Here is a 24,297-nt window from a genome sequence, read left to right on the forward strand (position 1 = left end):
TTTGTCTCTGAAGGCATTACTTGTGTTCGGTATTGTTATTAACCAACACGAAACAAAATGAAACGTTTTTACTTTCTAATTGCTTTTTCCTTAATTCTAACCTGTAATTTTTCGCTAAAAGCACAAAGTTCAGGAATTTTTGACGCCTACATTGTTACTGAAACAAATAGCGGTGGTAATTTTTATAATCACCTTGTTGATACTGGTGGTTTTAATGGTGCTTTTTTAGGTAGCTTTAGCTGCACCGAAACCCTTGTCATTAGAGGTGGTCAAGCTAAAACTTACAAAAATGGTGGCCACAACGTCTTTAACAGTAGTTTGTTTTACAGAATTTATCCAACAGGTTCACCATCTGGAGGTTTTTCTGAAATTAATTTAAATTTTCATCTAAATCTAGCAAACCCAGGTGATCAGCAATGGGATAATGTTCAAACAGGTTTCCCATTAGACATTCAATTGTTGGATGGTTTGGCTCCTGGAAATTATACTATTGAAGTCTATGTAAGATCTCAAGTAGACACCAATAATGACAATCAAATTGACTTGGATAATTATTGGAGTAATTTTGGAAATAATTTTAAGGCAACGTTTGAAGTTTTAAACAGCCCACCCAATATTACTTGTCCAACTAATATTACGGCTAATTCCATAAACGGTGAATGCGGAGCAAATGTTGATTTTACTGTGGAAGCCCAGAGCCTTTGTAATCCTTCAATAATTTTTTCTGAAGAATTTATTCAAGGACAAAATTCTCCTCATTGTGAGGCGTGGAACGACTTTAGAGCCTCTTTACTAGGTAATTTACCATATACTAAAGCTACCATAAGAGGAAGCCTGAATCCAACTGGAGTTTCAATTTCAGATCCTGTTAAAGTTTTACAATTAGCCAATAGTTTAAGAACTGGAAATCAAATTTCTGTCAATGATGGTAGCCTTTGGTGGACTGTTGGAACTTGTGGTAATTCTATTTATGGTAATGCAATTGAATTCACGGTTTCAAATGGTCCATCTTCTACCTGTAGTTGTTATGGATATTATACAGTCAGGCCATGTATTCAAGTAGGAATAAATGATAATCCTAATTGGGGTGGTATATCAACTGGTACAACATCCTCATGGACAACATGTGTTGCTCAATCTCAAACCTTGACGGTAGAGTTTGAACTTGCCAGTTCTAATAGCAATCCTGTAACCACTAGTGTAGTGTCAAATCCGCCTTCAGGTTCATTTTTCCCTGTGGGAACAACCACAGTGACATCTGTAGCAACAGATTCTAATGGGAATGTATCCTCATGTACATTCGACGTAACTGTTGAAGACTTGTCTGCTCCTGAAGCTTTATGCCAAAATATTTCTGTGGAGCTTGACTCCAACGGTATAGCAACCATTACACCAGAAGCGGTAGATAATGGTTCCTTTGATGATTGTGGTGCGGTAACCTTGAGTTTGGATACGGACAGCTTTGATTGTAATAATTTAGGTGACAACATCGTAACCTTAACAGTGACCGATGAAAACGGCAATACTGCTACTTGTGATGCCACTGTTACTGTTGTAGATAACACACCGCCCACATTAGTTTGTCAAGACATCACTGTAAACTTAGATGCTAATGGAACATTTGTTATTACAAGTGCAAACTTTGTATTTGATAATATAATTACTAGTTATTCCGATAACTGTACTGTAACGAACGTAGTATCATTTGCAGGAGGAACAAATTTTAATTGTGAAAATGTTGGTGTAACAAATTCGAGAAGTGTCCGTCTTACGGATACTAGCGGTAATCAATCTGATTGGTGCACATTTAATATTACTGTTCTTGACCCGTTAAGTGCTTGTAACGAGCCACCAATAGCTGTTTGCCAAAATATCACTATAGATGCCGATGCCAATTGTTCGGCAACGGTACTTGCTGCTGCCTTTGATGGTGGTTCAACCGATCCAGATAATGATGTATTGACCTTTGCAGTTGATAATCCCGGTCCGTATCCATTAGGTACAACCAATGTAATATTAACTGTTTCTGATGGTGAATTTACTGATGTGTGTACAGCAACCATAACAGTAGAAGATAATACTGCACCATCTGCTGTCTGCAATGACATTACCATAGAATTGGATGCTTCAGGTAACTATACCTTAACCCAAGCCGATATTGAGGCTATTGGCAACGGAAGTACCGATGCTTGTGGTGATGTATCATTTAGTGTGAATAATACTACGTTTGATTGTAGTGATGTATCTGGTGGCAGTGCTACTGCAAGTGAATTGTTTTTCTCTGAATATGGTGAGGCCGCATCTGGATCCAACAAATATTTAGAAATATTCAATGGGACTGGAAGTCCTGTAGATATGAGCGGTTACGAACTACAGCGTGTTAGCAATGGTGGTTCATTCCCGGAAGCTACAGTTGGCTTAAGTGGTACGTTGCAGGATGGCGAGGTTCTTATTGCTCGTAATTCAAGTGCCACTGCTCCTGTAACAACAGCTGGCAATATTAATATTAGCAGCGGTAATATCTCTCATAATGGTGATGATGCTTGGGCCCTTGTGAGATTAAGTGATAATACAATCATTGATCTTGTAGGAGAAGAAGGTCCTGATCCTGGAACCGGCTGGGATGTGGCTGGTGTAAACAATGCAACGGCAGACCATGTTCTTACAAGAAAAGCTTCGGTTACCAGTGGAAATACCAATTGGGATGCCTCTCGTGGCACCAATGCTTCCGATAGTGAATGGAACGTACTTGCAGATAGTGATTACAGTAGTTTAGGAACGCATAGCCTGGCAGCAGGTCCTAGTGGTGTACAAGTTACTCTTACGGTGACTGATGAAAACAGCAATGTCGCTACATGTACAGCAACGGTAACTGTTGAAGACAACACAGCTCCAAATGCGATTTGTCAAAATGTAACCGTACAACTGGATAGCTCAGGTAATGGTTCCATTACTGCAGAACAGGTGGATAACGGATCAAATGATAATTGTGCGGTCGCCTCTATGGAATTGAGCCAAACAGCATTTGACTGTAGCCATGTTGGACAGACCAATACCGTGACCTTATTGGTTACCGATACCAGTGGCAATACGGCATCTTGTACGGCCAACGTAACAGTGCTGGACGAGGTTGCACCAACCGTTGTTTGTAATGATATTACTGTTGAGTTGGATGCTTCAGGTAATTATACCTTAACCCAAGCCGATATTGAAGCTATTGGCAATGGCAGTTCCGATGCCTGCGGTGAGGTTTCATATAGTGTGGACATCAATACATTTGACTGTTCGAATGTAGTTGCAGCTGCCACACCTTCCAATGATCTCTTTATTTCTGAATACATGGAGGGCAGTTCTAACAATAAATGTCTTGAAATATTTAATGGTACAGGCAATACCGTAGATCTTTCAAACTACAGTTTGAGATTCTATTTTAATGGTGGCACGTCTCCGGGTAATACCATAGCGCTTTCTGGAAGTCTTAACAATGGTGATGTCTATGTGGTTTGTGATAATGATGCAACTATTATATCAGGAGATTTAGATAATAATGGTAGCTTCTATAATGGTGATGATGCTATTGAATTATTGAATAATAATAACACTATTGATGTTATCGGGCAAATTGGTTTTGATCCAGGCTCTGAATGGGGTACAGGAGATGTATCGACTCAAAACAATACAATAAGAAGAAAACCTTCTGTGACTGATGGAGATTCCAATGGATCCGATGCTTTTGATCCTTCCAGCGAATGGGACGGATTTGACATTGACACGATTGATGGCTTCGGAAGTCATTCTGTTGGTGGTGGCTCCTCACCTGTTGTAACATTGACAGTAACTGATGAAAATGGTAATTCTGCCACTTGTACGGCTACTGTAACAGTAGAAGATAATGTGGCTCCAACTGTTTCCTGTAACCCATTTGAGGCAGAATTGGATGAGAATGGCCATTACACTTTAACAGAAAACGATATCGCTGAAATAGCAGCAGGAAGTTCGGATGCCTGTGGAATTGCAAGCTTAAGTGTATCACCTGATACTTTTAGCTGTGCGGATGCCGATCAAGTGATTGATGTCACGCTGACTGTTACTGATAACAACGGCAATACCAATACCTGTTCAACAGTCATTTTAGTTGTCGATTCAACCCCTCCAACAGTGGTTTGTAACGACATCACTGTGGAATTGGATGCATCAGGTAATTATACATTAACTCAAGCTGATATTGAAGCTATAGGCAACGGCAGTGCCGATGCTTGTGGTATTGCTTCTTTAAGTGTTGATAATGCTGATTTTGATTGTAGTGATGTGGTAGTTTCTGAACCTGTTGTTGCTTCCGATATTTTCTTCTCGGAATATGTGGAAGGATCCAGTTTCAATAAGTATATAGAAATATTCAATGGTACAGGTAGTAATGTTGATTTATCTGACTATGAATTGCGATTATATTCAAATGGCAATAGTTCACCATCAACTAGCAATCCACTTTCTGGAATTTTAGCAGACGGCGATGTTATCGTGTACGCTAATAATGGTGCTGTTGTTTACGGAGGTGCTACTACAGTGGCCAGTGCTGTAAACTGGAATGGTGACGATGCTATTGAATTGTACAAAATAAGTTCTGGAACATCTGTTGATATTTTTGGTAAAATTGGTGAGGATCCAGGATCACAATGGGTGGTTGCTGGAAATACAACTCAAAATCAAACCTTACGCAGAAATGCCAACGTGACTCAAGGAAATGTTGATGATTTAAGTGGTTTCCCTTCTTTAGGTACTGAATGGACAGGTCTTCCTCAAGATGATGTATCTGGATTGGGTACACATACTATGTCAAGCGGCAACCTGGATTCACCAACTGTCGTTCTAACCGTAACCGATGTTAATGGTAACTCTAGTAGTTGTGAAGCCACAGTAACTGTTCTGGACAATATAGCGCCAACAGTAGTTTGCAACGCCATAACTGTTGAATTAGACGATACTGGTAACTATACCTTATCTTCTGTAGATATTGATGCTATTGCAAATGGCACTAATGATGCCTGTGGCATTGCAAGTTTGACTGTTTCACCTGATAGCTTTACTTGTGCGGAAATAGGTTTCAATACGGTAACCTTAACAGTTATTGACAATAACGGTAATGAAAATACCTGCACAACTTCGGTGAACGTTGTTGATGTGACTACACCTGTGGTCATCTGTCAGGACTTAACGGTTCAATTAGATGCCAATGGTGCAGCATCCATTACTCCAGCTGATATAGATGGTGGTTCTTATGATGTTTGTAGCGATGTGATTTTAGAAATCAGTCAAAATACATTTGACTGTGATGATGTCAATGCCGTGGTGCCTATCAACGATTTATTTATTTCAGAATATATTGAAGGAAGTGGCAACAATAAGTGTATTGAAATATTCAATGGAACTGGAAGTTCTGTCAATCTTTCTAGTTATACATTAGTGAGATATTCAAATGGTTCAACAAATGGTACTAACATAAGTCTATCAGGAACCATTGCAGATGGTGATGTTCATGTAATATGTAATTCCAGTGCTGATGGAGCATTTCTTGCATTAGCCGATCAAACAACTGGCAGTGTTAGCCATAATGGTGATGATGCTTACGAATTGGTTAATAATGGCAATGTGATTGATATCTTTGGAAGTGTTGGAGAAGATCCAGGTTCCGAATGGAATGTATCTGGAAACGAAACTCAAGATAGAACTTTAAGAAGAAATATTAATGTAACCAAAGGAAACCTTAATAACACTGTAGGTTTCCCATCGCTAGGTACAGAATGGACTGAATTTTCTCAAAATAATCTAGAAAATTTAGGAAGTCATGAAGTAGATGCTAGAGGTGTTGAAGTCACTTTAACAGTCACGGATACTTACGGCAATTTCGATAGCTGTGTAGCTATCGTGCGCGTTGAGGATAACATCGCACCAGAGATCACCTGTGTACCAAATACCACTTTGGATACCGATCCAGGAGTATGTGATTATACCGTAGTGGGATCTGAACTGGATGCCACCTTTACCGATAACTGTTCGTCCGGTAGCATTACCAACGATTATAACAACGATGCTTCCCTTGCTGGAGCCATATTCCCACAGGGTACTACCCTAGTGACCTGGACCGTGGATGATGGTAATGGCCAGGTTGTAACGTGTACAACCGAGGTGACTGTTGAGGATAATGAAGCTCCAGTAGTCAACTGCTTGAGCTTACAAGTGCAATTGGATGAATTTGGTAACGGTAGTATCTCTGAAGAAGATATTAATGGTGATTCCACAGATAACTGTGAGATTGCAAGTATCTCGCTGTCACAATTGGACTTTGATTGTTCCGATATTGGTGGTGACCTGGATGGCCTGATCATTTCCGAATATGTGGATGGTGCCGGTGACAACGATTGTATCGAGATATTTAACGGTACCGGTAATACGGTTAACCTATATGGTGATAACTACGTGCTGCGCGTCTATGCCGATGGTGGTACCACGGCTTTATATGAAGTGCCTTTATTGGGTACGATTGCCGACCGTGATGTGTACGTCCTGTGCTTTGGTAACAATGATGGTGCTTCACAGGCTGACCAGATTGATGGTTTTGCCTTTGATGGTAACGATGCCGTAGCCCTTGTTAAGGATGGTAATGCCGTTGACGTCGTTGGTGTCATTGGTAACAACCCTGGAACAGGATGGTCTTCTGGTGGTGTCAGTACTGCTGGTACAACACTTGTTAGAAACAATGACGTACTTCAAGGCAATATCAACGCCTTTGTAGCCAATATGGCAACTGAATGGACGCAATATCCTCAAGGTACTTATAGTAACCTAGGGGCTCATGATATTGAGATTACCGATTTGGCTAATAACGTGATATTAACCGTAACCGATACCAGTGGCAATGTGTCTACCTGTGAGGGTAATGTAACGGTTGTGGATCTGGTTCCACCGGTTCCTGCCTGTCAGGATATTACCGTACAACTGGGTATTGATGGTACGGCTACTGTAGCACCTTCCCAAGTGGATAATGGATCTGATGATGCCTGTGGTATTGCGACCCTTGAATTGAATGTAACCGAGTTTGATTGTTCGAACATTGGGGCCAACCCAGTGGTATTAACGGTAACAGATGTTAATGGTAATACCGCTACCTGTAGTGCCACAGTCACTATAGAAGATAATGTGGCACCTACGGTGGTGACACAGAACATTACGGTTCAGTTGGATGATCAGGGTAATGCTTCCATTGAAGCGCTTGATGTCGATGGTGGTTCTACCGATGCCTGTGGTATTGAAAGCTATGCGGTGACACCAAACAGTTTTGATTGCTCTAATATTGGAGAGAATACGGTGACCCTAACCGTTACAGATATCCATGGTAATGCGGCCAGTGAAACGGCTGTGGTAACTGTGGAAGATATGGTTAACCCAATTGCGGTCTGTAACGATATCTCTATATATCTCAATGCGGATGGCACTTATACCCTATCACAAAGTGATATTGATGCCATTGCTGATGGCAGTACGGATAACTGCGATACCGATTTAACATATAGTGTATCTCCTGATACGTTCACTTGTGCCGAAGAAGGTGACAATACGGTTACTTTAACGGTAACGGATGATTATGGCAACTCATCTACCTGTACGGCTACCGTAACAGTGGATGGTAGCTTCCCAGAGGTGACTATTTCTCAAAGTGAGCTTCCAGAATTCTGCCAGGGTGCTGTAGTGGTCTTAACGGCCAACAGTGATGAGGCTGTGGAATACTTATGGAACTCCGGTGAGGAAACAGCTTCCATTGAAGTGGGTGCCAACGGTATCTATGGTGTCCTAGTAACATCGGCTACCAACTGTACAGCTTATGCTGAATTTGAGGTGACTGGCTTTGATGCTGGTGCGCTTGTGGCGGCCTATACCATATTGGCGGAAGAGGATGTTTACTTGCATGGCAATAATTTAGTACAAACTGGTGCCGTGGGTGCCATGGATCCAAATATTGGTAATATCAGATTGCACCAAGCCACCACGGTGGTCGACTTTGGACAGGCGGTCAGCTTTGACTTGAATCAGGGCAGTACCATTGGCAGTCAGGTGTTTGCACCTGCTAACCCAACAATCCCTGCGTTTGTATACAACACACTTTCAAATGCCGGTAGTCCGGATGCGACCGTGAACAACAACCAGACACAGACCCTCAATGGCAGTGTCTATGACGTGGTGACCGTGAAGCAGAATGCAACAGTGATATTTACACAATCTAATGTGTACATCAACGAGTTGAATACCTTTGATGGGGCTTCCATCGAGTTTGAGAACTGCGCCAATGTCTTTATCAACGAGAAATTTATGCTGGCACAGAACGGTACCATCAATGCGGACGATCCGAACAAGGTGGTGTTCTATGTGAACCAGGATGTACAGATCGAGAAAGGTTCTTATGTACGTGCCAGTATTCATGCCTATTTCCATGAATTATTGGTCAAAGGTGACCAGAATGGTGCGCCTACCTATATGACGGGTCTGTTTATTGCCAACCGTGTGCATGGTAACAAAAATACCGTCTGGAATGCTGATGATCTCTGCGATCCATGTCCTGTTGACCAACCAGTATCCGGTGGTGATGTAACCGACAGCAGTGACCTGCGTCTGGGTATCGACATGGAAGTGACCGCATGGCCGAACCCATCCAAGGGCAACTTCAACCTGAAGCTGAAAACGGCCGTGAGTACCGAGAATGTTGATATTGAAGTGTACGACATGAACAACAGGCTTGTTCACAAAGGAGACTTTAGTTATGACGGTACGCACGTGTTCGGTGACAAACTCGACGGTGGCGTGTACATCGTGAAAGTGACCCAAAGCGGTATCACCAAGTCGGTCAGACTGGTGCGATACTAACCAACCATAGTAGTTTTAGTGATGAAAAACCCCTCCATATATGGAGGGGTTTTCTTTTGAAAATTAATATAATAATTTATTGCTGTGAATCTGTTAAAGCCAAAAATGGCACTTCCAGATGATTGGCTATTTTTTCTATTTTTTGTTCATTAAACAACTTTTCAAAGAATGAATGCTGGCGACTGACCATGGAAAACATATCTATTTTATGAATTTCTATATATTTAATAACAGAAGCCAGAAAGGTTGATTTCGATTCATCAATCAATTGATGGGTGGTATTCTTAAACAGGTCATCCAATTGTTCTTTGATGCGCTCCTGCTCTTTTGTGTAGGAATTGGCTTGAGAAACATGCAACATATGGACTTCACAATTATAATGTTCAGAGAAATTAACTAGAAATTTCAAATCATCCGAATGGTAGTTTCTGTTTAGATTTGTAGTGAATAGAATCTTCTGAATAGGTTTTATCTTACAGGATTGCGGAATAGCCAAAACAGGAATCTTAATATTCTCAATAACCCGTAACGTGTTACTGCCAAAAATTTTCTTGATACTATTGGTGGCGCCCTTCGTTCCCATAATCACCAATTCAATATCATTATTTTCGATACTTTGCTGAATAGCTCCAATAAAATTATCATAGTCTACTATTGGTGAAAAGTGATGTAAAATGTTATTATACTGATTTTTTAATGTTTCTATATCCTTCTCCAGTCTTTCCTTATCTTCTGCAATTATTTGAGAATACAAAGAACTCGAAGGTTTCATGTTCATTAAATCATCCGAAATGAAACTAGATGCTTTTACGACATGCAATATATAAAACTGGCATGGTTCATATTGAAACAAGTTAATGGCATAATGAATAGCATGATTGGCGTTTTGCGAGAAATCGGTAGTAATTAAAATATTTTTCATAGTCCATTTATGTGTCTTAAAGATATTACAATATTTTTTTATTTAAACTGATAATTGTCATGAGGTTGAGAGTCCCCATTTTTTATTAGTAATATTTTATAATCATTTGTATTTTCGGCACAATAAATGTTTATGGATACGTTATCTAACAAATCTTATTAATTTATGCGTTGCACCTTGTTTTTACTCTGCTTTTTTTTATTGTCCATAGGATTTTCACAAAACATGGCCGTTTCATCAAATGAAAAATTAGTGTTTACTGCTGCTTACAATATGTCAGGTCTCATGACTGATTTAGCAGAAGTCACAATGGAGACCAGTCCCGTAAAAACATCCAAAACAACACTCTTGAAATTAAAATGTACGGCAACAACCTACAGCAAATGGGATAGTTTTTTTAAAATCCGGGATTTATATGAAAGTTACGTCAATATGAATTCCCTAACACCCTATTTACACAAGCGTGATATTAATGAAGGTGGGTATTACAAATTCATGCAATATAAATTCAAGCACAAATCAAATATTGCTGAAAGCACTAAACGAAAAAGAGCCAAAGTTGGCGGATTTTATGAAGAAAATGCCAATCTCAAAATTGGAAGTTCAACCATAGATATTGTGACTACTATATATAAAATGAGAAATTTAGACTTATCACAAGCTTCATCAAACAAATCTTATACATTTAATGTGCTTTTTGATAATACCGAGTTTAAAGTGGTGGCTGTTTACAAAGGAAAAGAAACCATTAAAACGCAAATAGGCACTAAAGAATGCCATAAATTGGCTATCTCTATAAATAATAGTTCCGTTTTGAGCGGCAGCAATGATAATTTAATTTGGCTGACTGCCGATGCCAATAAAGTTCCCGTTTTCGCCAAATTTAAAATTCCAGTCGGCAATGGGGAGTTAAAAATAAAATCGGCTTCAGGATTAAAAAATTAAGTACTTATGAGAAACCTATTTACGACTTTAGCATTGATTGCCGCTGTTCTTGCTGTTATATTATCCGTTTTACCGTTGTCTAATTTAGCTTTTATTCCTGCTATTGCAGCTTTGATTTTTGGACTAGTGGCTTTTTACATATCAAATAAAAATCTAAAACCAAAGCATGCCATTAAACTAGCGTTTTTACTAACCATTTTAGCACTTAGTCTGGCCACTTACAAAAGTATTTTTAGTACATCTGAAGTAGGAAATACCGAGGAACTGGAACAAAAAGAACAACAGTCTGAAGAGGAAGCTCTGGAAGAATTGGAAGAATTGGATTTAGATGATTTAGATTTGGAATAACCATACTTTAAGCTTATTTAACATTGCTGTTTAGCATTTTTTCATTTTATTTGTCTGATAATTAGCTATTAATCAATGAAATCTTTATTAATCATTTCTGCATTAACACTCGTTGGTTCTTGTGCAACGACTCGTTACAGTACTAAAATTGAAAATTTAAAGGATGGTATTCATTTAAATGATAGTACTACTGTAATGACCTATGCCAACACGATTAAAGCAGAAGAACTAAAAGTGTTGTTATATGATTTTACCTCCGAAGATTTCAGAGGTCGTAAAGCTGGTACTGAAGGTCAAAAAAAAGCTTCCAATTTCTTAAAGAATTATTATGCAGAACAGGATATCCTATCTCCTATTAATGATTCTCTATATTTTCAAAACATTCCTGCTGAAAATCTTCCTGAAGGAACAGGAACATCTGAAAATGTTATAGCATACATAAAGGGCACTGAAAAACCTGATGAAGTCGTTATCATTTCTGCCCACCTCGATCATTTAGGTGTTGAGGATGGCAAGTTTTTCAATGGAGCAGATGATAATGGTTCTTGGAACCACTGCCCTAATGGAGATGGCTCAAGCATTTAAATTGGCTAGCGAAAATGGATATGCTCCTAAACGTAGTGTACTCTTTTTACATCTAACAGCTGAAGAAATCGGTCTTCAAGGATCTCAATTTTATATTCAACATCCTATTTTTGATTTAGATAAAACAATTGCCAATTTAAATATTGATATGATTGGAAGAATTGACAATAGGCACAGAGAAAATGGTAATTATTTGTACCTCATTGGTTCTGACAGAATTAGCAAAGAACTTCATTACATATCAGAAAAAATAAACGAGCGATATTTTAAACTGGAATTAGATTATACCTATAATGACGAAAATGATAGAAACCGTTATTATTATAGGTCTGATCATTACAACTTTGCCAGCGAGGATATTCCTGTTATTTTTTATTTCAATGGAGAGCATGACGATTATCATTTGTCAACCGATACTCCAGATAAAATTGAATTTGAACTGCTGGAAAAACGCACACGACTTATTTTTGCCACAGCCTGGCATCTGGCCAATATGGAGACCGATTTAATACATAATGTGAATCTGTAAAAGAGGCACTTAAACCCCTTGTTAAAGTTTGTTAAAAAGCGCCTTGTAAACCTATGAAATACAGTGCTTTTTTGTAATATCGCATACAATTATTTCAACTCATATTACAAATGAAAAAATCCCTATTTATTTTAGCCACTTCCTTATTGATATTTAGCTGTGGTTCAACCCAAGAAAAATCAGCAACTCAAAGTAAAGTCCCTACCAATCCTACTGATTATGCCAATAGCATCACTTCGGAAGAGTTAAAAGAAATGCTTTACACCTATGCTTCTGATGAATTTGAAGGCCGTGAAACTGGTCAACCAGGTCAAAAGAAAGCCGTTAACTACTTAAAGCAACACTACATTGACATGGGAATTCCTGCGGCTAAAGCCAATGGTGATTATTTTCAAAGTGTACCATTGGAAATAATGGAAGTTCCAAAAGTGGATTTGACAGTTGATAACAAACAATTCAAAGCCATTGACGATTTTGTTTCGGTTTCGACTTCTAAAAATGGTGGTATTTCTACCAATGAAATCATTTATGCAGGATATGGTATTCAAGATAATAACTATTCTGATTATAAAGATTTAAACGTCAAGGGAAAAGTGGTTTTAATTAAGTCAGGTGAACCTAAATCCGCTGATGGTAATTACCTCGTTAGTGGTACGACAGAATCGTCAAAATGGTCCAATTTCAGACAAGAGTACGCTTCGAAACGAGATGTAGCGAAAGATAATGGTGCTGCGGCTGTATTGTTTTACTATCCTGAAATATATTCGATGTTTTCAAATCGTTTTGGAAGATCTAGTGGTCGTATGTCTTTAAAAGGCAAAGCTGATGATATGTACTATTTTTTAATTAACACCGAATTGGCTACAGCTATTTTGGAAGATATTGATACTAACAATAGTACAACTACCATTAATAAACCATTTAATCTTCAATATTTAAATGCATCTAATGAATTTTATTCTGAAAATGTTGCCGCTTTTCTGAAAGGAACTGAAAAACCAAATGAAGTGATTGTCATATCGGCGCATTTAGATCATGAGGGTGTTAAAGACGGTGAGATTTATAATGGCGCGGATGACGACGGATCAGGAACAATCTCTATTTTGGAAATTGCAGAAGCTTTTAAAACAGCCGCTAAAAATGGACATGGCCCAAAACGATCTATATTATTTCTACATGTAACAGGAGAAGAAAAAGGCCTTTTGGGTTCTAGATACTATACTGATATGGAGCCCATCATTCCTTTAGAAAACACAGTTGCTGATTTAAACATTGATATGATTGGTCGCGTTGATCCCAAGCATGAGGAAGCTGGAGACGACAATTATTTATATTTAATTGGTAGTGATAAATTAAGTACCGAGTTGCACAATATTTCTGAAGACATCAATAAAAAGTATATCAATATGAATTTTGATTATACCTATAATGATGATAATGACCCGAATCGTTTTTACTACCGTTCAGATCATTATAACTTTGCTAAAAATAATATACCTGTTATTTTTTATTTTAATGGTACCCATGCCGATTATCATAAGCCAAGTGACACACCTGATAAAATAAGATATGATTTATTGGAAAATAGATCCCGTTTAATTTTTTATACAGCTTGGGAATTAGCCAATAGAGACAATAGAATTGTTGTAGATAAAGCAACGGAATAATATAACTATCTCCATAAACAAAAGAAGCCTTTCAGATATCTGAAAGGCTTCTTTTGTTTTAATTATCCTAAACACTGTATTTTTGAATAAAGGCCTCAAGCCTCTCTCTATTTAAGTTTTTAAGTTTTCTTTCTAATGCTTGAGCTTCTTTTCGAGATTCTTTCTTAACAAAAAGTGTTAATTCCCAAGGTATTCCTGAAGAAGTATAAATTGAATTTCCTTTATTATGTCTTTCTAATCGGCTTTTCAAATCTTTAGTGAAACCCTTATAATAACGGTCTAACTTTCTTGAATAAATAATATAGACTATGTATTCCATAAATTTTAAAATACAAAAAAAGCTTCTCGGAATGAGAAGCTTTATGATTTTTTTGGTACAGACGATACTGTCTGTACCAAGACACACGTTGTGTCGTCTTGGGGTGGAAGATCGGTCTCGAACCGACGACCTCCTGAACCACAATCAGGCGCTCTAACCAACTGAGCTACAACCACCATTTTAAATTGGACTGCAAATGTAATTTATTTCCTTTTTTTTACAAAGTGTTTTTAAAATATTATTTCAAATCAAACAAGCTATTGACGGCTGGATAACGTTCCACTGTGTAACCCTCTCCGTGTTCTGCATTGATCAAACGTCCCATATCTCTGGCTCTATATTCAATACTTTCCGTAAAATTCTTGCTTGAAATAGGTGTTTCGGGTTCTTTACTACTAGCATCATAAAATTGTGTTTTATAAGCCAAAACAGCATCTACCTTTTTTTGTATAAATCCTGAAACATCAACAACGATATCAGGTTCTAAATTCTTCCATTGAATATAATGATAAACAGCATTTGGCCGCCATGGCTCTTGAAAACCGTCATAATCATCACATTTTGTATCAATTTTCAGCAAACCAGATAAAAAACATGCATCACTAACCAGTTTACTTCCCTTTCCATGGTCAATATGTCTATCCTCTATGGCATTACAAAGCACAACATCTGGCTTATACTTTCTAATCATTTTAATGAGCTCCATTTGATGCCATTTATCATTGACAAAAAAACCATCTGCAAACTCCATATTATCCCTAACAGTCACTCCTAAAATTTTAGCAGCCTGCTCAGATTCAGCATCTCGTGTTTCTGCAGTACCTCGGGTTCCTAATTCGCCACGGGTTAAATCAATAATGCCTACTTTTTTACCGCTAGCTACTTCTTTTGCTATGGTAGCTCCACAACCCAACTCAACATCGTCCGGATGCGCTCCAAATGCCAATATGTCTAATTTCATGATACTCTTTATAAATATATTTGTGATTCTTCTTTTGTTTTCTGTAGAGCTTGCTCTATGTCTGCAATTAAATCACGTTTCGACTCAATGCCAACCGAAAATCTCATTAATTGATCACTAATACCCAAATTATCACGCTCTTCTTGAGATAGTAAAGCATGTGAAGTAAGATGTGGTGATAATATGGTGCTCTCAACACCAGCCAAACTTACGGATGGCTTAATTAGTTTTAATTGTTTCATGAAGGCACTGGCGTTTAATCCGTCAGCTAATTCAAATGACATCATACCACCAAACCCTTTCATTTGGCTTTTAGCCAAAGAATAATCTGGATGTGATTTTAACCCTGGATAGTTCACCCGTTTAATGTCAGGATGCTGTTCTAAATAGCGCGCTAGTTTTTTGGCATTTCTATTTTGTGCTTTAACTCTTAAAGCCAAGGTTTTCATGCTGCGCTCTAACATCCAGACAGTAAAATCACTTAAATTACCACCAAAGTTTTTAGCAACATGCCATATCTCCTGAATTAAGGGTTCGGACGCCATTAAGACTCCTGCCAATATATCACTGTGACCTCCCAAGTATTTCGTCGCCGAATGCATGACAATATCAATACCCATATCAATTGGATTTTGATTGATAGGGCTTGCAAATGTATTGTCGATACTTGACAATATATTTTTGGATCTGGCCAATTCAGCAACACCTTTTATATCAGTTATGGTCAATAATGGATTAGAAGGTGTTTCTATGTGAATCAGTTTCGTATTGGATTGTATGGCATCCTCAAAATCAGACACCTGATACCCATTGGTAAATGTGAACTCGATACCATACTTGGGAAATTCTTCACGTATAAAATGACTGGCGCCACCATAAAGAGTGTTTTGGACAACCAAATGATCACCGGCTTTTAATATCGTTAAGAACATGGCGCTCAAAGCTGCCATTCCCGAACCAAAAATCAGAGCCGATTCAGTGTGTTCCAAAGCGGCCATTTTCTTGGCTAAATTTTCCTGATTTGGTGTATTAAAACTTCGTGGATAACGAATAACATCAACATCTTCAAAGGCATAAGATGTGGACAAATATATGGGAGAAATAGCACCTTTAAACTGTTCATCCTTAACCTCACCAGTATGAATACAGATCGTATTTAATCCCAACTTATTTTTTGCCATATATCTCGATTATTAAAGTCCAACTAAATTACAAATTATGTTCTAGACTTTAACCATCTTCCAAGCACCTTTTTTAAACCAAATCATACCTACTACAGCTATAAGAACTTCTGCTATGGTGATGGCCAAAAAAACACCCATAGGTCCAAAATCCAAATAAACGGCCATCAAATAGGCAAACGGCAATTGAAATAACCAAAAGCAGACAAAGTTTATATAGGTCGGTGTTTTGGTATCACCAGCTCCATTGAAAGCATTGATAATAACCATACCATAACCGTAAAAAATATACCCAGCCGCCATAACACGTAAACACAAACTGCCATATTCAACAACATCTGGAGTCGTATTGAACATGCTAATTATTTGTGGTGCGAAAATCAAATAACCAATGGAAACCAATCCCATAAACCAGGCATTATACTTTCCTGTCTTCCAAACGGATTGTTCAGCTCGGTCCGGCTTTTGGGCTCCCAGATTCTGACCAACTAAAGTTGCTGCTGCATTGCTCATGCCCCAGGCAGGCATCAATGTAAACATCATGACACGAATAGCAATAGTATAACCTGCCAAAACTTCACTACCAAATTCACTCATTATTCGCATTAAGAACACCCAACTGGACGTACCTATTAAAAATTGCCCGATACCGCCCAGTGACACTTTTATAAGGTTTAACATGACCTCAAATTGTAGTACCAAGTCCTTGATTCTAATTTTAATTTTGCTGTAGCCATAAAATAAAATGCCCAACTGAAAAATAACAGCCGTTCCCCTTCCAATAGTTGTTGCAATGGCAGCGCCTTCAACCCCATAAGCAGGAATGGATCCAAACCCAAAAATAAAAATAGGATCCAAAATAATATTCAAACCGTTGGAGAGCACCAAGGTCCACATAGCGACAGAAGCATTTCCAGCCCCTCTAAAAATAGCGTTGATCAAAAAGAGTAGCATAATAGTTATGTTACCGCCTATTAAAACTTGCGTATAACCATAGCCCTCGGCTATTAAATCGGGTTCGGCACCCATGAGAGATAACAATTCTTTTGGATAAATAATCCCTGCTACACTAACGAATGAAGCCACTATCGTACCTAAAATTATAACCTGCACAGCTGCTTTTGAGGCACCTTTTATGTCCTTTTCTCCAACGCGTCTGGCGACCACAGCTGTCGCTGCCATACTCAATCCGATGGCAATGGCATAAACAAGTGTAATCACGGATTCTGTTAACCCAATGGTAGCTACCGCATTCACGCTTACTTGAGATACGTACATAATGTCCACTAAAGCAAAAATGGATTCCATGAGCATTTCCAGAATCATGGGAATAGATAGCATAAATACCGCTCTACGGATACTACCAGAAGTAAATTCCTGTTCCTTACCTGAAACAGCAATTTTAAAGTATTTGAAAAATTGTTTTAAAGAAATTTTTTGTTGCATTTTGAAATTGTTTAATATAAATAATATCCAAGTCACAAGATTGACTTGAAAGTAATAGTCGTTTTGTTGACGACAGTATCCGAAAGGTTATATTAAACAATCATAGGCAAGGCAAATATGATAATTTAATGCCAAAATTCAAAGAATGTTTTGATGATTTAATATTTTGAAAACCAATAGGTTAAAATCAAGGATTTGATTATCTGCTGATTTTTTCTTAATTTTGAGGTTATGACTACAGCAGACAAACAAGAAAATACAGTTTTTTTAAAAGAATCTTTAAGCTATTTAGAAAATTTAGGTTACGACAACATTAAGGCCGATTTAGAAGGTTATGAAACACCAAAATCCTATTTCAAAAAAGGGAGCGATGTTACCATAACACCTGATATTGTTGCCGAAAAAGCAGGTAGAAAACATTACTTTGAAATTAGCCTGAAATCCGAACAACCCATCCTCTTAAAATCAAAATGGCGTTTTTTGGATGTACTTACCAGAATGAAAGATCATAAATTCAGAATCATTACACGTCGTGGACACTACAAATTTACCCAAGACATGTTAGATGATTTAAATCTGGATAAGAAACCGATTAAATTATAATTTTTTAGATTGAGATTTTAATAATTGATTCTGCTCTTCCATTAAATCGGAGAGTTTGGACAGTAATTCTATATCCTTTGGTGTCGCAACCGTATCATCTTTGGTATCATGTGATTTTGTGCGTAACCGATTCATAAACTTGACGACCATGAATACGGTAAAGCCTATGATCAAAAAATCAAGTAATGCTTCACCAAAAGCACCATAGCCTATCGCTACCTCATCGGTAATGATAGAACCCGCATCATTTAAAACGGCATCTTTAAGAATAATGCGTCGGTCTTGAAAATTGACACCATCAGTCATCAATGATAATGGTGGTAAAAAAACCTTCTTGACCAATACATCTATGACCTTATTAAATGAAGCTCCAATAATAATTCCGATGGCCATATCCATCATATTGCCTTTTACAGCAAATTCTTTAAACTCTTTGAAAATTTTCATGTGAAAAATTATTTTTTGTAGAATTTAGCATACTTGCGATATGCCAAAATACCCAGTATGGCAACAATTCCAAACGCAATAGCAATAAATTTCACGCTGACTATTTGGTCTCCACTGGCATAACTATGTAATCCTGCTAAGTAAAAGTTAACACCAAAATAAGTCATCATTATGCTAGAAAACGCAACTATGGAAGCCAGATTAAATCCAAAACGACCGCGTAAACCTGGCACCAGGCGCATATGGATAACAAAGGCATAAATCATGATACTGATTAAAGCCCAAGTCTCTTTTGGGTCCCAACCCCAATAACGACCCCAACTTTCATTAGCCCACATACCGCCTAAAAAGTTTCCAATAGTAAGCATCACCAAACCGACTGTTAAGGCCATTTCATTAATAATGGTCAGCTCCTGGATATTAAGCCGTAACCTTTGGTAATTATTTTTATTAGAGAAAATCATAAGCAACAAAACAACTACTCCCAGTATCATGCCCAAGGTAAACGGTCCATAACTAGCCACAATAACCGCGACATGAATCATGAGCCAATAACTATCCAGTACAGGTTGTAAGTTGGCAATAGCTGGATCCATCCAGTTCCAGTGGGCAACCATCAATATCATGGAAGTCACAAATGCCGTGGAAGCTATAGTCAAATCACTTTTACGCCCAAAAGCCAATCCAAAAAACATTGTGGCCCAGGCAACATAAATCATAGACTCGTAGGCATCACTCCATGGAGCATGTCCAGAAATATACCAGCGAACAATTAAACCAACCGTATGCAGTAAAAACAAGCCTACAATCAGCCATTTAAATACAGTAACGACTAGGTTTAATGACTTACTTCTATGGTTGAATATTTGAATGATTAAAAACACAAACATAAGTGAGCCCGCGTACAAATACCAGCTGAACAACTTCTTGAAAATATCATATTTGTTATAGGCGATTTCAGTTTTTACCTTCTTTTCCGAAAGCATCACCTCACTGCCATATTTGTTTTGGGTTTTAGTGAAGGACTCCAATATTTCATTAACCTGGCTATAGTCTCCAGACTTTTTAGCCATATTGAGAGTCATTAAATAGGCACTGAATCCGTTGTTTATAAAGTTACCATACAAGGTGTCTTTTATTTGCTCCCGATAGCCATCGCGACGAAATTCAATAGAAGATATCCATTTATTGTTTTCATCATCAGGGATTGGAAAAATACGCAAAGCATAGCCGTCAATGGTATTGTACAATAAGTTAACACGCTGGTCAGTTTCCTTAAATTCTTTCTGGAATCCATTAGGTATTTGTGCTTTGTAGGCTTCTTCCAGATAAGGCGCCAGTTTGTAATTCCCTTCAGGTGTAAAGAAATCGACCAAGGCTACATACTTCTGATCTTTTTCAACGCCTATCAGACTCCTAATAGAGTCTCCCTTTTTAGGCTTTAAATAGATAATAGGCACATTGTACCACAACAGCGGACTTTCTTGTATGGACAAAAACACTTGGTTTGCATCAAAGTCTTCATAAGTATCGTGTTTACTCAATTTACGCAACATTTCCGACGCAAATGTGTTGACTGGCATCATACGACCCCCAACATCTTGAATAACCAAATGTCCAAATTTATCAGCATGGTCTTTTGGTGTGATGTTAGCCTTTAAGATAGAATCTATTTGTTCTTTGGAAGGTTTACTGTGATCATGACCATCGTTAGCAGAATGCTGTTGAGCAAATCCTTGAAGTGCAAATGCCATAAACAAGACCATCAATGTCTTGGCTTTTTTACCTTTTACTTTTTCAAGTAATCGTTTTAAGTCGGCAAATCGGGAATTCTTATCAAAAAGAATAGCCATCAATCCTAAATACAAGAGAAAATATCCAATGTAGGTTGTCCAGGTCCCCAACATATCATGATTTACAGAAAGCTTGGTTCCTTTTTCATCTGGATCAAAACCTGACTGAAAAAATCGATACCCTCTATGATCCAAGATATTATTCATGAAAATGCGATAATTGAAGTCGCCTTGTTCATTATCTAAAACAGTCACCTCACTGGCAAACGCCGAATAACTCTTATCGGTTCCTGGATATTTATCGGCTATAAAGTCGTTTAGCTTAACACTAAAAGGTAATTCCAATATTTTCGAACCATACTTCACGGCAATATCCAAGCCACCAACAGTAACGACTTCAAAAGGCTTGCTGTAGCCTTGTCCTCCCAAAAGCCTGACACGTTTGGTCTCCCCATTTGAAGTCACCTTTAAAACAACCCCATCTTCATCCCCTTTTAACAACTGCGATTTTTTAACAATGTCAAAGGTTCCTTTGATTACTGGTTTCGGAAAAACCAGTTGCATGTTCCCAATAATGTATCGCGAGCGCAACATTAATGGCTGGATACTATCTTTAACCAATTTACCGGTCTGACCTGTTGCCATAGTCATGTATTCCCCTTCAAACGGCGATTGAATGGTTAAAGATCCATCCTGATACGTTAAGTTAACAGCACCTTCCACTTTTTTATTCAGTGAAAACAATACATTATGTAAACTTTGTACTTCACCAACTTTCAGAAAATGATTATGCGGAGCACCTCCTCCCGCTTCAACAAGCTTTAAATATTCCTCACCTTCATCATTTGGTACAATATCTTTTTCTGCACTGGCAATAAACTTTTCCAATTCAAAAATAACAGGCTGGCCGTTGTATGATTCAGTAATGGTCAGGCTATTCTCCAAACGTGGTGAAAAATCCACTTCCTCTTCAACTATTTTACGTTGTGGTAATCCATCAATCATGTAGTCACCATCAATATAGGCAGTTATGTAAGTTTTTTGCGATAAAAAGGTGTTTTCAGTTTCACCTTCACGAATCGCCATCATGCCTTCAAATCCAATATAACGCGTAATTCCAGCGCCTAAAATGATTAAAATAAAAGATAGATGTAAAATAAGCGTGGCCCACTGCTCCTTGCGCCACAGGCGATACTTTTTGATGTTTCCCAAAAAATTGATTACAAAAAGCAACATAATACCCTCAAACCACCAAGTATTATAAATCAGGTTACGTGTGTAAGGCGTTGGCGATGTTTCCTGCCCAGCATCCATAAAAGTACCAATGGCCATAGCAGCAGCAAAAGCAATAAATAAAATGGACGTTAAACGAGTGGAAAAAAGAATTTTGGAGAGTTTATTAAGCATAGTATGAGACTCTAAAATTGGGTCGTGCAAATTTAAGGCTTTTTGTTTAGTTAGAGGTCATTGAGCTACTCGAAATGTTTGTTAAAATTCAGCTAATTATTGCCTGGCCTCAAATATCTTTAAGTATAGAAAAGTACCCATTTTTCTGGCCCTACGTTTGGCATTATCAGCTATCTCACCTTCAAACAGTTCATCAATTGTTTGATACCACAAATTAAGCCATATTCCAAAATGAAGTTCCGTGATTTGGTGATTGTGATCCTTATCAACTTTCACATGGGCTTCCAAGGGATTTCCTAGGTACTTTTTAGGCAACTTTCTGGTCATAAACAGGCTGCTCTCCCAAAACGTGGTTAATCGGTCTATGTGCGCATCCCAATCCGATATAATGGGCAGAAAAAATGCCCCTAATAAATCATCTTGCTTCACTTTATCATAAAATGAAGACACCAATAAATGAACATCATTACGGGTTTGGATATCTTTTTTTACCATATCATTACAAAGATACTGTATGTTACTTTTATATCATGCCATACTTACTTATTTTAGCATCATGATTAAAGTTTGTCTGTTAGGAGCTGGCAATGTCGCTACACATCTTTATAAGGCCTTCAAAAGTGCCCAGAACGTCCATATCGTTCAATGGTATAATAGGGATTTAAAAAAAATATCAGCATATAAGAACGATGTGACTATTATTGATGATATATCAAAATTATCAGAAGCTGATATATACATAATTGCCGTTAGCGACGATGCCATTTCAGCATTATCAACTATGCTTCCTTTACAAAATAGACTAGTAGCACATACATCAGGTAGTGTGAATATTCATGATTTGGATAAAAAAAATAGACGCGGTGTGTTCTATCCGCTTCAAACATTTTCCAAAGAGGTACCTATTGATTTTAATAATGTTCCGATTTGTTTGGAAGCACTAGATAAAAACGATTTAAATATTTTAACCCATTTAGCAGAAGCCATTGGAAGTCCATGGTATAAAATAAGCACCGAACAACGCCAAACGCTTCATGTAGCTGCCGTATTTGTGAATAATTTTACGAACCAGCTATACCGAATAGCCCATGAAATCAGTGATGCCAAAAACATCAATTTTGAAATTTTAAAGCCCCTTATTTCGGAGACTGCTAAAAAAATTCAAGAAGTATCACCCTATATCGCACAAACTGGGCCAGCGAAACGTAACGATAAAAAAACAATCAAGAAGCACCTGAAACTTCTTGAAAAGGAAAACCATAAAGCTATTTATGAACTCCTGACTGAATCCATAAAAAAAACACACGGTGTTTCATCTCCACCAAGAATTAGAAGAGAAAAAAGCAAATAAAGCATGGAAGATAAAAGCTACAAAGAATACCTAAAACACATCACGACCTTTATATTTGATATAGACGGTGTTCTGACTGATGGTACAGTCATGGTTACCACATCAGGAGACATGTTACGAACCATGAATATTAAAGATGGTTATGCCTTAAAAACGGCAGTTGATAAAGGCTATAACATTTGTGTCATATCTGGAGGTTCTAACGAAGGTGTTCGGGTTCGGTTGAACGGTTTGGGTGTTACCGATGTATTTTTAGGTGCTCACAACAAAATTGAACAATTAAACACTTATGCAGCTTCCAATGGCATCGATTTAAAAAATGTGTTATACATGGGAGACGATATTCCCGATTTACCCGTTATGAAATTGGTTGGTTTGCCAACCTGTCCACAAGATGCTGTTCCAGAAATTAAGGCTATTTCAAAATATGTGTCACATAAAAATGGTGGTAAAGGCGCCGCACGCGATGTTATTGAACAAGTCCTCAAAGTCCAGGAACAAATGGCTGGATAGCTTTGACGCCAAATATGATTAATATTAGTGAGCAGGACACAGAGAAGACATAAAACAGGTTTCGGTTACATTGGGTTTGGTAATGATCAAAACGTTTTTAATCGAAAAGCAACCAAACCATTTTCTTTGGTAAAAGACAAACTAAATAATGAAGCTATCAAAGCTTTCAATATCAATTTCGACCATCACAAGTTGACAGCTTCAGAGAGAAATCAGATAAAAACTCGAATCAGAAACAAACATAGAAGGAAAAATAATTTAGCATTAATAATAACCGTTGTAATTATGATCCCAATAATTTATTTAACGGTTGATTTTCTTTCTAATTAATACAAACAACTTATAACTTGAACATTCTAAACCTCAT

General features: G+C 37.8%; 17 protein-coding genes, 1 tRNA gene and 1 pseudogene. 10 read left to right on the forward strand and 9 right to left on the reverse strand.

Annotated elements, in window-relative coordinates:
• The first annotated feature begins 57 nt into the window (after positions 1-57).
• The gene (locus ACKXGU_RS02120) at positions 58-8,913 is read left to right on the forward strand and encodes a lamin tail domain-containing protein (RefSeq protein ID WP_463466437.1); all 8,856 of its coding nucleotides are present in this window, start codon (positions 58-60) and stop codon (positions 8,911-8,913) included.
• 76 nt (positions 8,914-8,989) lie between these two features.
• On the opposite strand, the gene ACKXGU_RS02125 is transcribed toward ACKXGU_RS02120, so the two are convergent.
• Positions 8,990-9,835, reverse strand: a complete 846-nt coding sequence (locus ACKXGU_RS02125; protein ID WP_463466438.1) for a universal stress protein — start codon at positions 9,833-9,835, stop codon at positions 8,990-8,992.
• Between the two features lie 225 nt (positions 9,836-10,060).
• On the opposite strand from ACKXGU_RS02125, the gene ACKXGU_RS02130 reads away from it, so the two are divergent.
• The 5 genes from ACKXGU_RS02130 (at position 10,061) to ACKXGU_RS02150 (ending at position 13,909) form a co-directional block, all read left to right on the forward strand.
• Positions 10,061-10,780: a DUF3108 domain-containing protein gene (locus ACKXGU_RS02130; RefSeq protein ID WP_463466439.1), complete on the forward strand. Its 720-nt coding sequence runs from the start codon at positions 10,061-10,063 to the stop codon at positions 10,778-10,780.
• A gap of 6 nt (positions 10,781-10,786) precedes the next feature.
• A complete protein-coding gene (locus ACKXGU_RS02135; RefSeq protein ID WP_463466440.1) occupies positions 10,787-11,128 on the forward strand; it encodes an FUSC family protein in 342 nt (113 codons plus the stop codon).
• Between the two features lie 75 nt (positions 11,129-11,203).
• On the forward strand, positions 11,204-11,713 hold the full coding sequence (locus ACKXGU_RS02140; RefSeq protein WP_463466441.1) for a M28 family peptidase: 510 nt from the start codon (positions 11,204-11,206) through the stop codon (positions 11,711-11,713).
• Positions 11,652-12,242: a M28 family peptidase gene (locus tag ACKXGU_RS02145; protein ID WP_463466442.1), complete on the forward strand. Its 591-nt coding sequence runs from the start codon at positions 11,652-11,654 to the stop codon at positions 12,240-12,242. Before ACKXGU_RS02140 ends, ACKXGU_RS02145 begins: the two co-directional genes overlap by 62 nt.
• A 110-nt stretch (positions 12,243-12,352) precedes the next feature.
• Complete coding sequence (locus ACKXGU_RS02150) at positions 12,353-13,909, forward strand: M28 family peptidase (protein WP_463466443.1); 1,557 nt, start codon at positions 12,353-12,355, stop codon at positions 13,907-13,909.
• 67 nt (positions 13,910-13,976) lie between these two features.
• Here ACKXGU_RS02150 and ACKXGU_RS02155 read toward each other — a convergent pair whose 3' ends face one another.
• The 5 genes from ACKXGU_RS02155 to ACKXGU_RS02175 form a co-directional block, all read right to left on the reverse strand.
• Positions 13,977-14,228 carry a GIY-YIG nuclease family protein gene (locus tag ACKXGU_RS02155; RefSeq protein ID WP_463466444.1) on the reverse strand — a complete coding sequence of 84 codons (252 nt, stop codon included), beginning with the start codon at positions 14,226-14,228 and terminating at the stop codon, positions 13,977-13,979.
• A 99-nt stretch (positions 14,229-14,327) separates the two neighbouring features.
• Positions 14,328-14,404 (reverse strand) — tRNA-His (locus ACKXGU_RS02160).
• A gap of 62 nt (positions 14,405-14,466) precedes the next feature.
• A complete protein-coding gene (gene bshB1, locus ACKXGU_RS02165) occupies positions 14,467-15,189 on the reverse strand; it encodes a bacillithiol biosynthesis deacetylase BshB1 (protein ID WP_463466445.1) in 723 nt (240 codons plus the stop codon).
• Between the two features lie 8 nt (positions 15,190-15,197).
• Positions 15,198-16,370: a trans-sulfuration enzyme family protein gene (locus ACKXGU_RS02170; protein WP_463466446.1), complete on the reverse strand. Its 1,173-nt coding sequence runs from the start codon at positions 16,368-16,370 to the stop codon at positions 15,198-15,200.
• A gap of 42 nt (positions 16,371-16,412) precedes the next feature.
• Positions 16,413-17,816: an MATE family efflux transporter gene (locus ACKXGU_RS02175; protein ID WP_463466447.1), complete on the reverse strand. Its 1,404-nt coding sequence runs from the start codon at positions 17,814-17,816 to the stop codon at positions 16,413-16,415.
• 231 nt (positions 17,817-18,047) lie between these two features.
• Between ACKXGU_RS02175 and ACKXGU_RS02180 the strand changes: the two genes are divergently transcribed.
• Positions 18,048-18,419: a hypothetical protein gene (locus ACKXGU_RS02180; protein WP_103052342.1), complete on the forward strand. Its 372-nt coding sequence runs from the start codon at positions 18,048-18,050 to the stop codon at positions 18,417-18,419.
• Here ACKXGU_RS02180 and mscL read toward each other — a convergent pair.
• The 3 genes from mscL to ACKXGU_RS02195 all read right to left on the reverse strand — a co-directional run bounded on the left by mscL (position 18,414) and on the right by ACKXGU_RS02195 (position 22,561).
• Positions 18,414-18,866: a large conductance mechanosensitive channel protein MscL gene (gene mscL, locus ACKXGU_RS02185; RefSeq protein WP_463466448.1), complete on the reverse strand. Its 453-nt coding sequence runs from the start codon at positions 18,864-18,866 to the stop codon at positions 18,414-18,416. The genes ACKXGU_RS02180 and mscL overlap by 6 nt on opposite strands.
• An 8-nt stretch (positions 18,867-18,874) precedes the next feature.
• Complete coding sequence (locus tag ACKXGU_RS02190) at positions 18,875-22,066, reverse strand: cytochrome c biogenesis protein (RefSeq protein WP_463466449.1); 3,192 nt, start codon at positions 22,064-22,066, stop codon at positions 18,875-18,877.
• Positions 22,067-22,162: 96 nt separating this feature from the next.
• Positions 22,163-22,561, reverse strand: coding sequence for a group III truncated hemoglobin (locus ACKXGU_RS02195; RefSeq protein WP_463466450.1), 399 nt, complete (start codon positions 22,559-22,561; stop codon positions 22,163-22,165).
• 19 nt (positions 22,562-22,580) lie between these two features.
• On the opposite strand from ACKXGU_RS02195, the gene ACKXGU_RS02200 reads away from it, so the two are divergent.
• The 3 genes and pseudogenes from ACKXGU_RS02200 to ACKXGU_RS02210 all read left to right on the forward strand — a co-directional run bounded on the left by ACKXGU_RS02200 (position 22,581) and on the right by ACKXGU_RS02210 (position 24,260).
• Positions 22,581-23,417 carry a Rossmann-like and DUF2520 domain-containing protein gene (locus tag ACKXGU_RS02200; protein WP_463466451.1) on the forward strand — a complete coding sequence of 279 codons (837 nt, stop codon included), beginning with the start codon at positions 22,581-22,583 and terminating at the stop codon, positions 23,415-23,417.
• Positions 23,418-23,420: 3 nt separating this feature from the next.
• A pseudogene (locus tag ACKXGU_RS02205) lies at positions 23,421-23,952 on the forward strand (KdsC family phosphatase).
• Positions 23,953-23,957: 5 nt separating this feature from the next.
• A complete protein-coding gene (locus tag ACKXGU_RS02210) occupies positions 23,958-24,260 on the forward strand; it encodes a hypothetical protein (protein ID WP_463466452.1) in 303 nt (100 codons plus the stop codon).
• Positions 24,261-24,297 lie beyond the last annotated feature (37 nt).

This window comes from Hanstruepera sp. CR43, from assembly GCF_055227665.1.

Excerpts from the sequence above, each read along its gene's own strand:
- ACKXGU_RS02180 (WP_103052342.1), top strand. The coding sequence starts at position 18,048 with ATGACTACAGCAGACAAACAAGAAAATACAGTTTTTTTAAAAGAATCT.
- ACKXGU_RS02195 (WP_463466450.1), bottom strand. The coding sequence starts at position 22,561 with ATGGTAAAAAAAGATATCCAAACCCGTAATGATGTTCATTTATTGGTG.
- ACKXGU_RS02125 (WP_463466438.1), bottom strand. The coding sequence starts at position 9,835 with ATGAAAAATATTTTAATTACTACCGATTTCTCGCAAAACGCCAATCAT.
- bshB1 (WP_463466445.1), bottom strand. The coding sequence starts at position 15,189 with ATGAAATTAGACATATTGGCATTTGGAGCGCATCCGGACGATGTTGAG.
- mscL (WP_463466448.1), bottom strand. The coding sequence starts at position 18,866 with ATGAAAATTTTCAAAGAGTTTAAAGAATTTGCTGTAAAAGGCAATATG.
- ACKXGU_RS02140 (WP_463466441.1), top strand. The coding sequence starts at position 11,204 with ATGAAATCTTTATTAATCATTTCTGCATTAACACTCGTTGGTTCTTGT.
- ACKXGU_RS02200 (WP_463466451.1), top strand. The coding sequence starts at position 22,581 with ATGTTACTTTTATATCATGCCATACTTACTTATTTTAGCATCATGATT.
- ACKXGU_RS02145 (WP_463466442.1), top strand. The coding sequence starts at position 11,652 with ATGGAGCAGATGATAATGGTTCTTGGAACCACTGCCCTAATGGAGATG.
- ACKXGU_RS02150 (WP_463466443.1), top strand. The coding sequence starts at position 12,353 with ATGAAAAAATCCCTATTTATTTTAGCCACTTCCTTATTGATATTTAGC.
- ACKXGU_RS02130 (WP_463466439.1), top strand. The coding sequence starts at position 10,061 with ATGGCCGTTTCATCAAATGAAAAATTAGTGTTTACTGCTGCTTACAAT.
- ACKXGU_RS02170 (WP_463466446.1), bottom strand. The coding sequence starts at position 16,370 with ATGGCAAAAAATAAGTTGGGATTAAATACGATCTGTATTCATACTGGT.
- ACKXGU_RS02120 (WP_463466437.1), top strand. The coding sequence starts at position 58 with ATGAAACGTTTTTACTTTCTAATTGCTTTTTCCTTAATTCTAACCTGT.
- ACKXGU_RS02135 (WP_463466440.1), top strand. The coding sequence starts at position 10,787 with ATGAGAAACCTATTTACGACTTTAGCATTGATTGCCGCTGTTCTTGCT.
- ACKXGU_RS02190 (WP_463466449.1), bottom strand. The coding sequence starts at position 22,066 with ATGCTTAATAAACTCTCCAAAATTCTTTTTTCCACTCGTTTAACGTCC.
- ACKXGU_RS02175 (WP_463466447.1), bottom strand. The coding sequence starts at position 17,816 with ATGCAACAAAAAATTTCTTTAAAACAATTTTTCAAATACTTTAAAATT.
- ACKXGU_RS02155 (WP_463466444.1), bottom strand. The coding sequence starts at position 14,228 with ATGGAATACATAGTCTATATTATTTATTCAAGAAAGTTAGACCGTTAT.